General features: G+C 66.4%; 11 protein-coding genes and 1 pseudogene. 5 read left to right on the top strand and 7 right to left on the bottom strand.

Features of this window, described 5'->3' with window-relative positions; translation table 11 throughout:
* Together queC and AB7E35_RS13785 are read right to left on the bottom strand one after the other, a co-directional pair.
* Nucleotides 1-557: 7-cyano-7-deazaguanine synthase QueC (queC, locus tag AB7E35_RS13790; RefSeq protein WP_428167757.1), on the bottom strand; the 557-nt coding region annotated here is incomplete at its 3' end.
* A gap of 5 nt (nt 558-562) precedes the next feature.
* Nucleotides 563-1237 carry a 7-cyano-7-deazaguanine/7-aminomethyl-7-deazaguanine transporter gene (locus tag AB7E35_RS13785; RefSeq protein WP_428164136.1) on the bottom strand — a complete coding sequence of 225 codons (675 nt, stop codon included), beginning with the start codon at nt 1235-1237 and terminating at the stop codon, nt 563-565.
* Between the two features lie 240 nt (nt 1238-1477).
* Between AB7E35_RS13785 and AB7E35_RS13780 the strand changes: the two genes are divergently transcribed.
* Nucleotides 1478-3022, top strand: a complete 1545-nt coding sequence (locus AB7E35_RS13780; protein WP_428164135.1) for an SLC13 family permease — start codon at nt 1478-1480, stop codon at nt 3020-3022.
* Nucleotides 3023-3140: 118 nt separating this feature from the next.
* On the opposite strand, the gene murB is transcribed toward AB7E35_RS13780, so the two are convergent.
* Nucleotides 3141-4217 (bottom strand): UDP-N-acetylmuramate dehydrogenase, encoded by a 1077-nt coding sequence (murB, locus tag AB7E35_RS13775; protein WP_428164134.1) that lies wholly within the window; start codon nt 4215-4217, stop codon nt 3141-3143.
* Nucleotides 4218-4283: 66 nt separating this feature from the next.
* Here murB and AB7E35_RS13770 point away from each other — a divergent pair, with 66 nt between their 5' ends.
* From AB7E35_RS13770 to AB7E35_RS13760, 3 genes are all read left to right on the top strand, one after another.
* Complete coding sequence (locus tag AB7E35_RS13770; RefSeq protein WP_428164133.1) at nt 4284-4769, top strand: YajQ family cyclic di-GMP-binding protein; 486 nt, start codon at nt 4284-4286, stop codon at nt 4767-4769.
* A 19-nt stretch (nt 4770-4788) separates the two neighbouring features.
* Nucleotides 4789-5430: a retropepsin-like aspartic protease family protein gene (locus AB7E35_RS13765; protein ID WP_428164132.1), complete on the top strand. Its 642-nt coding sequence runs from the start codon at nt 4789-4791 to the stop codon at nt 5428-5430.
* A gap of 61 nt (nt 5431-5491) precedes the next feature.
* Complete coding sequence (locus AB7E35_RS13760) at nt 5492-6511, top strand: HD-GYP domain-containing protein (RefSeq protein ID WP_428167756.1); 1020 nt, start codon at nt 5492-5494, stop codon at nt 6509-6511.
* Nucleotides 6512-6537: 26 nt separating this feature from the next.
* On the opposite strand, the gene plsY is transcribed toward AB7E35_RS13760, so the two are convergent.
* The 3 genes from plsY to AB7E35_RS13745 all read right to left on the bottom strand — a co-directional run bounded on the left by plsY (nt 6538) and on the right by AB7E35_RS13745 (nt 8879).
* Nucleotides 6538-7173 carry a glycerol-3-phosphate 1-O-acyltransferase PlsY gene (gene plsY, locus AB7E35_RS13755; RefSeq protein ID WP_428164130.1) on the bottom strand — a complete coding sequence of 212 codons (636 nt, stop codon included), beginning with the start codon at nt 7171-7173 and terminating at the stop codon, nt 6538-6540.
* A 74-nt stretch (nt 7174-7247) separates the two neighbouring features.
* Nucleotides 7248-7748 (bottom strand): Cys-tRNA(Pro) deacylase, encoded by a 501-nt coding sequence (gene ybaK, locus AB7E35_RS13750; protein WP_428164129.1) that lies wholly within the window; start codon nt 7746-7748, stop codon nt 7248-7250.
* 69 nt (nt 7749-7817) lie between these two features.
* Entirely contained in the window at nt 7818-8879 is a 1062-nt protein-coding gene (locus AB7E35_RS13745) for an aldo/keto reductase (RefSeq protein WP_428164128.1), read from the bottom strand.
* Between the two features lie 126 nt (nt 8880-9005).
* Between AB7E35_RS13745 and AB7E35_RS13740 the strand changes: the two genes are divergently transcribed.
* Nucleotides 9006-9941 (top strand): alpha/beta fold hydrolase, encoded by a 936-nt coding sequence (locus tag AB7E35_RS13740; protein WP_428164127.1) that lies wholly within the window; start codon nt 9006-9008, stop codon nt 9939-9941.
* A 16-nt stretch (nt 9942-9957) separates the two neighbouring features.
* On the opposite strand, the pseudogene AB7E35_RS13735 reads toward AB7E35_RS13740, so the two are convergent.
* Nucleotides 9958-10241, bottom strand: a pseudogene (locus AB7E35_RS13735) (hypothetical protein); the annotation flags it as partial.

Genomic DNA, 10241 nt, shown 5'->3' with positions numbered 1-10241 from the left:
TCGCCACCCAGTTGCTGCGTCAGCGCCCAGGTGTCGGCTTTGGTTCGCCACATGAGCGGTGTCTCCAGCGCCAGCGGACGATCCACACCCAGGCTCAGCGCCACCTGCAACGCTTTCAGGGTGTCGTCGCGGCAGTCGGGGTAGCCCGAATAATCGGTCTGCGACATGCCGCCCACCAGCACATGCAGCCCGCGCCGGTAGGCCAGCGCGGCCGCCAGTGTGAAAAACAGCAAATTGCGCCCCGGCACGAAGGTGTTGGGCAGACCGTCCGCCTGCATGGCGATGGCCACGTCATCGGTCATGGCACTGCCGCCCAGCTGCGCCAGCACATCCACCGTCAGCATATGGTCAGGCCCCAGCTGCCCCGGCCACGGCAGGGCCTGTATGCCGTCGATCAGCTTTTGGCGGCATTCCAGCTCCACACGGTGGCGCTGGCCGTAGTCAAAACCCAGGGTCTCCACATGCCCGTAGCGGGCCAGTGCCCACGCCAGGCAGGTGGCGGAGTCCTGCCCGCCCGACAGCAGCACCAACGCGCGCTGCTGCGGCAGGCGATTCATGGCGGTCATGGCGCAGAGGTAGCCAGTGGCGCCGGCTGCGCACGCATGGTGCGCACAATGGCGGCCAGGGCCACGCCATACGCGGGCACGAACAGCAGCAGGCTCACGGCCATCTTGATGACATAGTCCACCAGGGCGATCTCGCCCCAGTTGGCAGCCATGAAGGCATCAGGACTGCGCCAGAAGGCGATGGAGAAGAAAGCAGCCGTGTCCAGCGCCTGCCCAAACACCGACGCCGCTGCCGGGGCCAGCCACCATGACCGGCTGGTCTGGCGCATGCGGTCGAACACCTGGATGTCCAGCAACTGCCCCAGCACATAGGCGGCAAAGCTGGCAAAGGCGATTCGGAACACGAAGGTGTTGAAGTCACCCAGCGCGGCCCAGCCGTTGAAGCGGCCGTCATGGAACAGCACGCCCACCACGTAAGAGGCCACCAGCGCCGGCAGCATGGCGCGGGCAATGACGCGGCGCGCCTCGGCCTTGCCGATGAGCCGCACCGTCAGGTCGGTGGCCAAAAAGATGAACGGGAAACTGAACGCACCCCAGGTGCTGTGAAAGCCCAGCAGCGTGATGGGCAGTTGCACCAGGTAGTTGCTGGCAATGACGATGGCGATATGAAACGCCACCAGGAGGGAGAGGTAAAACGGCACGCGCGATGGCGTTGCCTGCAGCGAGGTCATGGCAGTCCTTTTTTTGTGAATGGGGTTGAGGGAACCCATGTCGGCGGTATTGCCGGGGGGCGCGATTGTAGGCTGATTTTTTGCAAGGACAGTGCTTGATGCTTGTCAAAAAGCGCCGCTACATGTCATACGGTGCCGATAACAGCGGCGCACAATGACATGCGCGCCCCTGCTGGCCGACTGCGATTGCTTCAGGCCAAAGTCTTTGCCGGGCGACTCCAAGAGAAAGAAAACCTTGCCATGACTTCCTCCCCAGCCCCCACTCCTGCCACTGCAACCACCGATAAGCCGCCTGCGGGCGATGGGTCTGTCATGACACGGCGCATCGGTCTGGCGGCGGCCACGGCCGCCTTGCTCATCATCGCATTCATGCCAGCGTTGCCCGGGCTGCCCCAGGCGGGGCAGATGATGCTGGCCATCCTCGCGTTCGCGGTGATTTTGTGGATGACCGAAGCGCTGGACTATGCCGTCAGCGCCGTGGTCATTGGCGCCGTCATGATTGTCTTGCTGGCCATCAGCCCTGTGCCGGGCAAGGATGCGGCGGGCGCCATGATGGGCACGCGCGCCGCGCTGCCCTATGCGCTGGGCGGCTTCAGCAACAGCGCCGTGGTGCTGGTGGCTGCGGCCTGCTTCATCGCCGCCGCCATGACGACTACGCGACTGGACAAGCGCATCGCGCTGCAGGTGCTGTCGTACGTGCCGGCACGCGCCAACCATGTGGCCATGGGCGCCATCCTGGTGGGCTTTTTGCTGTCGTTCATCGTGCCCAGCGCCACCGCGCGCGTGGCCTGCCTGATGCCCATCATGCTGGGCTTTCTGTCGGCTTTCGGGGCAGACCGTCGCAGCAAGTTTGCGGCACTGGTGGTGATCACCGCAGCGCAGACTGCCAGCGTGTGGAACATCGGCATCAAGACCGCCGCCGCGCAGAACATGGTGGCCATCGGCTTCATTGAAAAGCAGTTCAACCAGACCATCACCTGGGGCGAGTGGTTCGTGGCCGGCGCACCCTACTCTGCCGTGCTGACGATTGCGCTGTACTACATCATGACGCGCATGCTCAAGCCCGAGATGGATCACATTGCCGGCGGCCGCGAAGCCATCCAGCGCCAACTGGCCGAGCTGGGCCCCATGACCGCCAACCAGGGCAAGCTGCTGGGCATCACCCTGATCCTGCTGGGCTTTTGGGCCACCGAGGGCGTGCTGCACAAGGTGGACACCACCACCTCCACCATCGTAGCCATTGCGCTGATGCTGGCGCCGCGCGTGGGCGTGATGAACTGGAAAGAGTCGCAAAAGGGCTTCCCCTGGGGCACCGTGCTGCTGTTTGCCGTGGGCATCGCCATGGGATCGGCCCTGCTCAAGACCGAGGCCGCGCCCTGGCTGGCCCGCCTGATAGTGGACTATCTGGGCCTGGCCAATGCCAGCGCGTTTGCCATCTTCATGCTGCTGTCGCTGTTCCTGATCGTGATCCACCTGGGCTTTGCCAGCGCCACGGGGCTGGCGTCCACCATGATCCCGATCATCATCAGCGTGATGCAGACCGTCGAGACCCCAGGCATCAACGCCATCGGCATGACCATGCTGCTGCAGTTCGTGGTCAGCATCGGCTTCATCCTGCCGGTGAACTCGCCCCAGGGCATGCTGGCCTACGGCACCGACACCTTCGACATCAAGGACTACGTGCGCACAGGCCTGGTGCTGACTGCGGCGGCCATCGTGCTGCTGGTGGTGTTCTCGCTGACCTACTGGCCCTGGATGGGCTACATGACGACAACGGCCGGCTGACGGACGATCGCCGCGCAGACAACAGAACCGCCCTTGGGCGGTTTTGTGCTTTTTAGACCTCTAGCGCTTATGCATCAAGCGCGAACAGCTACCAAAAGATGAGCAAAAACAAGGCTGACTACAGCACCACCGGCTCGGGCTCGAGGCGAATGCCAAAGCGCTCGTACACACTGGTCTGTATGGCGCGCGCCAGGGTCATCACTTCGCCGCCGGTCACGCTATCTTCAGGCGTTCCGCGGTTGACCAGCACCAGCGCCTGCTTTTCATACACGCCGGCCTTGCCCACGGTCTTGCCCTTCCAGCCGCAGGCGTCGATGAGCCAGCCGGCCGCCAGCTTGATGGTTCCGTCAGGCATGGGGTAATGCACGATCTTCGGGTCGCGCGCGATGATGTCCTGGCACTGCTCGGGCGTGACCGTGGGGTTCTTGAAGAAACTGCCGGCGTTGCCGATCACGGCCGGGTCGGGCAGCTTGGCGCGGCGTATGTCGCACACCCAGTCAAAAACCTGCTGCGCCGTCGGGTGCTGCACCCCCGCCTCCTGGCGCCTGCGCTCCAGGTCCAGGTAGCCCAGCTCGGGGGCCCAGTCCTTGCGCAGCAAAAAGCGCACATGGGTGATGACTGCGCGCCCGGCCAGGCCCATGCCGCGGTGCAGGCCGCCACCTTCGTGCGGCGCGCGCGGCGCGGCGTGCTTGAACACCGAGTCGCGGTAGCCAAACGCGCACTGTGCGGCATCCAGCGTAAAGGGGCGGCCCGTGGCCAGGTCGATGGCCACCAGGGAGTGAAAGCGGTCTTGCAGCTCCACGCCGTAGGCGCCGATGTTTTGCACGGGCGCCGCGCCCACGGTGCCGGGGATCAGGGCCAGGTTTTCCAGGCCCGGCCAACCCTGCGCCAAAGTCCAGGCCACGGCGTCATGCCACAGCTCGCCCGCGCCGGCCTCCACGATCCAGGCCTTGTCGGTTTCTTCCAGCAGGCGCAGCCCCTTGATCTCCATCTTGAGCACAACGGGCTTGACGTCGCCCGTCAGCACGATGTTGCTGCCCCCGCCCAGCACCAGCAGCGGCTGGCGTGCCAGTCGGTGGTCGGCCAGCAGGTCATGCACATCTTTGGCGCTGTGCACGCGCACCAGCGTGTGCGCTCGCGCCGCGATGCCGAAGGTGTTGTAACTCTGCAGGGGTACGTTTTTCTCGACTAACATCGCCAGGATTGTCGCACCCGCCCTCTGCGGGCGCGGGTTTGTAGCGTGTTAGCCGAGAGTGATGCCATGCCGTCTTTTGATACCGTCTGTGAAGCCAATTTCGTCGAAGTGAAAAACGCCGTGGAAAACACCGCCAAGGAGATCGGCACGCGCTTCGACTTCAAGGGCACGTCCGCCGCCGTGGAGCTGAAAGACAAGGAAATCACGATGTTCGGCGACGCCGACTTCCAGCTGCAGCAGGTCGAGGACATCCTGCGGGGCAAGCTCACCAAGCGCAACGTGGATGTGCGCTTTCTGGACGTGCAAAAGCCCCAGAAGATCGGCGGCGACAAGCTCAAGCAGGTGGTCAAGGTCAAAAACGGCATCGATGCCGAGCAGGCCAAGAAAATCCAGCGCCTCATCAAGGACAGCAAGCTCAAGCTGCAGGCAGCCATCCAGGAGGACAAAGTGCGAGTCACTGGCGCCAAGCGCGACGACCTGCAGGCCGCCATGGCCCTGATCCGCAAGGACATTGCCGACCTGCCGCTGACCTTCGACAACTTCCGCGATTGACCACGCCCGGCCGTTGCCCATGCTTCGCCTGACCCTGCTCCTGGCCGCCGCCCTGGCGCTGACTGCGCCCTCGTGGGCCCAGGCGCAGAGCGTGGTGCTGGCCGGCATCCTGGGCGGCAAGGCCTTGCTGGTGGTGGACGGCAGCGCGCCGCGCGGCGTGGCGCCGGGCGAGGCGCACCGGGGCGTTCGGGTGGTGTCCGTGGGCGCCAGCGACGCCGTGGTGGACACCGCCGACGGCCGGCAGACCTTGCGGCTGGGCGAGGCGCCGGTCAGCGTGGGCCGCAGCGGCACGGGCCAGCGCATCGTGCTCAAGGCCGATGCGCGGGGGCACTTCATCAACAGCGGATTGATCAACGGCCGCGTAATGCAGTACATGGTGGACACGGGCGCCTCGACGGTCGCCATTGGCCGGCCGGACGCTCAGCGCATGGGCCTGCCGTTCGAGCAAGGCCAGGGCGTGACCATGAGCACCGCCAACGGCACGGCCCGGGGCTGGCGCCTGCGGCTGGACTCAGTGCGCGTGGGCGACGTGGAGGTGCGCGGGGTGGACGCCATCGTCACCCCTCAGCCCATGCCCTACGTTTTGCTGGGCAACAGCTTTCTGCGCGAGTTCGAGATGAACCGCACGGGCGACGAGCTGGTGCTGCTCAAACGCCGCTGACAGGCGCGCGCGCCGCCATCTGCCCGCCTCCGCACTCTCGACGCCCACGCCCTCCTGCACCATGCTTGCGCTGCCCCCCGCCGGCCCCGGCCCCGCCGCCGACACCGAATACGAGGATCTGCTAGGACAATGGTCCGATCTGGAGTCGGCGCTGTCCATACTGCTGCTGCGCCCGTTGAGCGTGACGGACTTTCCCGCCAAGGTACGCCAGTGCGACCGCTGGCTGCAAGGTCTGGTGACCCATGACATCGACGCCGCGCTGTACCTGATGTTCCAGCTAGCCTCCACATCCACGGCGGGCTACAGCGCCTCGCACGCGCTGGTCTGCGGCACGCTGTGCCACATCATGGCGCTCGATGCCGGACTGCCCGCCCACGAGCGTGACAGCCTGGTGCGCGCGGCCTTCACCATGAACATCGGCATGACGGCGCTGCAAGACGAGCTGGCCCTGCAGCGCGAGCCGCTCACCGCCGAGCAGCAAAAAGCCGTGGCCCTGCATCCGCAAGCCGGTCTGGGCATGCTGGAAGAGCTGAACATCACCAACGATCTCTGGCTGGAAGTGGTCGCCCTGCACCACCAGCCGCTGTCCGATGCCGCGATGCTGACCGCACTGCCCGCGCCCGAGCGGCTGGCCCGCATCCTGAGCACCATCGACCGCTACGCCGCCATCATCAACCCGCGCAAGTCGCGTGCGGGGCGCAGCGCCACCGACTCGGTACGGGCCATCGTGGGCCATGAATCCGACATGCACGACGAGGTGGGGCTGGCCCTGGTGCGCACCGTGGGCCTGTGCCCGCCAGGCACCTTCGTGCGGCTGGATAACGGCGAGACGGCCATCGTGCTGCGGCGCAGCGACCGGCCCAACCTGCCGCTGGTGGCCAGTGTGCTGAACGCCAATGGCGAGCCGCAATCAGCGCCCACTCTTCACGAGACAGCGCGCGGGCGGCCGCGCATCCTGTCGGCGCTGGCACGCTCCGCAGTCACCGTGGAGCTGCCTTACCGCGCCATGGTGCGTCTGGGCATGTATGCGGCGCACCGACCGGCCGCCGCACTGAGTCCGCCCGCGCAACGGGCTGAATGACCGCTGTACGACAGCGAGCGCCCGCGTCAGTGCTTTTTGCTGGCGCCCAGACGCGACTCTTTGCCCTGGATAAGGCGCTGGATGTTCTGGCGGTGGCGCCAGGCCAGCAGGCCCGCCATCACCGCAATGGCCACACCCACACGCGCATCCGCGTACCAGGCCACGCCGCTGCCCAGCACGTAAAAGAACGGCGCAAACACCGCCGCCACCAGCGAGGCCAGCGACGAGTAGCGGAAGAAAAACGCAATGATGATCCAGGTCAGCAGCGTGGCCAGGCCCAGCCAGCCGCTGATGCCCACCAGCACACCCAGCGCCGTCGCCACGCCCTTGCCTCCCTGAAAACGAAAGAACACCGGCCACAGGTGGCCAGCAAATGCGGCCAGCGCCACCAGCGCCACCGTGCCCTCCTGCAGACCGTAAGGGGCGCCAAACCAGCGCACCAGCACCACCGGCAGCCAGCCCTTGAGCGCGTCAAACAGCAGCGTGACGACCGCCGCCACCTTGGAGCCCGAGCGCAGCACGTTGGTGGCGCCGGGGTTCTTGCTGCCGTAGGTGCGCGGGTCGGACAGGCCCATCACGCGGCTGACGATGACGGCAAACGACAGCGAACCCAGCAGGTAGGCAGCCACGGCAGCGGCAAGAGACAAAAGTACAGGGCTCACGGCAATGGATGGTTGAAACAGGTGAAAAGCGCCAACGCAGATGAGAGCATGGATGCTGGCGCCAAAAGGCCGCGCTATTCTGCCAGCGCGCACTGCACCGGGCGCGCACCCAGCAGCTGCACGCACACCTGCGGGTCGATTTGCACCAGAAAGCCGCGGCGCCCACCGTTGATGGCAATGCGCGGCAGCTGCAGGATGCTTTCTTCGATGAACACCGGCATCGGCTTGCGCGTGCCAAACGGCGAAGTGCCGCCCACCAGGTAGCCGCTGTGGCGGTTGGCCACTTCGGGCTTGCAGGGCTCGATGCTCTTGGCACCGATCTGGCGCGCCAGGTTTTTGGTGGACACCTTGCGGTCGCCGTGCATCAGCACGATCAGCGGGCGGGCGTCCTGATCCTGCATCACCAGCGTCTTGACCACCATGTGCTCATCGAGCCCGAGCTGGCGTGCCGACTCCGCCGAGCCGCCGTGCTCCACGTAGTCGTACGGGTGCTCGGTGAAGGCCACCTTGTGGGCACGCAGCAGCTGCGTGGCGGGGGTTTCGCTCACATGAGCGGTTTTTTCTTTCTTGGCCATGCTTCAAAAAAAAGAGCTGCCTGCGCTTTTCCCATAAGCGCCAGAGGCATTTTTAGTCTCAACCAGCAGTCACTGCGCCGGATCGCGCATTTCCCAGCGCACCGCGTCGATGGCGGCCAGCAGCCCGGGCGACAGGGGCGTGGCCCAGGCATCCAGGTCTTCGTCCAGCTGCGCCAGTGATGTCACGCCGATGATGGTGCAGGCCACGCGCCAGCTGCGGTAGCAAAACGCCAGCGCCAGCTGCGTGGGCGACAGGCCGTGGTCGCGCGCCAGCTGGTTGTAGCGCCGGGCAGCGGCCAGCGCCTCGGGGCGGCCCCAGCGCTGCTTGCGCACCGACTCATAGCGGGCGATGCGCGCGTTCTGCGGCGCGCCAGCATCCGCCGGGGCGTGCTGGTCAAACTTGCCCGTCAGCAGCCCGAACGCCAGCGGCGAATATGCCAGCAGCGACACGCCCAGGCGGTGGCAGCTTTCGTCCATGGCGTTGTCCCAGCTGCGGTTGAGCAGGCAATACGGGTTCTGCACCGACACCACCCGCGGCAGGCCATGCTGCTCGGCCAAGCGCACGAACTCGTGCACGCCGTAGGGCGTCTCGTTCGACAAACCGATGTAGCGCACCTTGCCCGCGCGCACCAGGCTGGCCAGCGCCTGCAGCTGATCGTGAATGGGGGTCGCGCTGACTTCTTTGTCCGGGTCGTAGTACAGCTGGCCAAACGCAGGCACATGCCGCTCGGGCCAGTGGATCTGGTACAGGTCGATCACGTCGGTCTGCAGGCGGCGCAAACTGCCCTCGCACGAGGCAAGGATGTCGGTCGGCGTCAGCCCCAGGCCCTGCCGAATCCAGGGCATGCCGCGCGAGGGGCCGGCCACCTTGGTGGCCAGCACGGTTTTTTGCCGTGCGCCGGGGTTGCGCGCAAACCAGCGGCCGATGATGGACTCGGTGGCGCCGCAAGTCTCCTGACGCGCGGGCACGGCGTACATCTCGGCCGTGTCGATGAAGTTCACACCGCGCTCCAGCGCGCGGTCCAAAATGGCATGCGCCTGCGGCTCGGCCACCTGCTCGCCGAAAGTCATGGTGCCAAGGCAGATCGGGGTGACGCGCAAGTCGCTGCGGCCAAGGGAGATTGTGTCCATGCGGGCTCCGGTAAAACTTCGATCAAACTGCGATGCAAACGGTCAGAAACCGCGCCCGAGTGTACGGACTCGCATCCCACCGACGCTCCATGCCTTCGCAAAATACAGTCACTGGAAAATGCCGCCATGTACCAAGTTCAACGCCCCGCACGCCCCGAGTCCGTCCCCATACGCACGCTGCGCTACCACGTGCGCACCTGGGGTCAGCGCCGCGCCGACACAACGCCGCTGGTGCTGCTGCACGGCTGGATGGATGTGGGCGCGTCCTGGCAGTTCGTGGTCGATGCTTTCGGTGACGGTTTTGCCGCGGGCCGGCAGATCATCGCGCCCGACTGGCGAGGCTTTGGCCTGAGCCGCCTGAGCGCGCCGTGCGACAGCTACCACTTCGTCGATTACCTGGCCGACCTGGATCATCTGCTGGACCACTACGCAGGAGACCGGCCCGTGGATCTGGTGGGCCACAGCATGGGCGGCAACGTGGCCATGTCGTACGCGGGCGCCCGGCCCGCGCGCATCCGCAGCCTGGTCAACCTGGAGGGCTTTGGCCTGCCCGCCACGCAGCCGGCGCAGGCGCCCGCGCGACTGGCGCAGTGGATGGACGAATTGCGCCAGCTGGAGCGCGGCGACATGGCCCTCAAGCCCTACGACAGCGCCCACAGCGTGGCCCTGCGCCTGATGAAAACCAACCCGCGCCTGCCCGCCGACAAGGCTGCCTGGCTGGCCCGCCACTGGGCCCACGAAGATGCCGACGGGCGCTGGCACGTCCTGGGCGACGCGGCGCACAAAGTCGTCAACCCGCACCTGTATCGCCTGGACGAAGTGCTGGCGCTGTACGAGGCCATCAGCGCGCCGGTGCTCTCGGTGCATGCCAGCGACGACAGCCTGGAGCGCTGGAACAGGGGCCGCTACACGCTGCAGCACTACCACCAGCGCTTGCGCCATGTGCGCCATGCGCGCACCGCCGTGGTGCAAGACGCCGGCCACATGCTGCACCACGACCAGCCACAGACCGTGGCGGGGCTGATCGAGGCGTTTGTGACGCAGCCGGCAGCGCCTGCCTGAGCCGTCGCCCGGCCCGTCAGCCCGCAGGCGCGACTGGCTGCGCCAGCCCTGCCCGTTCGGCAGCACTGCGCTGTTGCTGCGTCAGCTCCGCCAATGCGGTACACAGCTGGCGCGCAGACACCGGCTTGTGCAGCAGCAGCGCCGCCGTGGATTGCGCATCGCGCAGGCGCTGCGGCGAGGTGTCGCCCGTCATGATGATGGCGGGCACCTGCCGCCCCAGGTGGGCGCGCAGCACCTGCAACGCCTGTTTGCCGGTCTCTTGGTGGCGCAGGCGGTAGTCGGTCACGATCACGTCGGGCC

This window comes from Diaphorobacter sp., from assembly GCF_050251835.1.
Taxonomy (GTDB): Bacteria; Pseudomonadota; Gammaproteobacteria; order Burkholderiales; family Burkholderiaceae_C; genus JBFXIE01.
Note: the sequence above shows the minus strand (reverse complement) of the source record. Positions and strands in the feature narration are given on the sequence as shown.

Excerpts from the sequence above, each read along its gene's own strand:
- AB7E35_RS13760 (WP_428167756.1), top strand. The coding sequence starts at position 5,492 with ATGCTTGCGCTGCCCCCCGCCGGCCCCGGCCCCGCCGCCGACACCGAA.
- AB7E35_RS13780 (WP_428164135.1), top strand. The coding sequence starts at position 1,478 with ATGACTTCCTCCCCAGCCCCCACTCCTGCCACTGCAACCACCGATAAG.
- murB (WP_428164134.1), bottom strand. The coding sequence starts at position 4,217 with ATGTTAGTCGAGAAAAACGTACCCCTGCAGAGTTACAACACCTTCGGC.
- AB7E35_RS13770 (WP_428164133.1), top strand. The coding sequence starts at position 4,284 with ATGCCGTCTTTTGATACCGTCTGTGAAGCCAATTTCGTCGAAGTGAAA.
- AB7E35_RS13745 (WP_428164128.1), bottom strand. The coding sequence starts at position 8,879 with ATGGACACAATCTCCCTTGGCCGCAGCGACTTGCGCGTCACCCCGATC.
- AB7E35_RS13740 (WP_428164127.1), top strand. The coding sequence starts at position 9,006 with ATGTACCAAGTTCAACGCCCCGCACGCCCCGAGTCCGTCCCCATACGC.
- AB7E35_RS13785 (WP_428164136.1), bottom strand. The coding sequence starts at position 1,237 with ATGACCTCGCTGCAGGCAACGCCATCGCGCGTGCCGTTTTACCTCTCC.
- ybaK (WP_428164129.1), bottom strand. The coding sequence starts at position 7,748 with ATGGCCAAGAAAGAAAAAACCGCTCATGTGAGCGAAACCCCCGCCACG.
- AB7E35_RS13765 (WP_428164132.1), top strand. The coding sequence starts at position 4,789 with ATGCTTCGCCTGACCCTGCTCCTGGCCGCCGCCCTGGCGCTGACTGCG.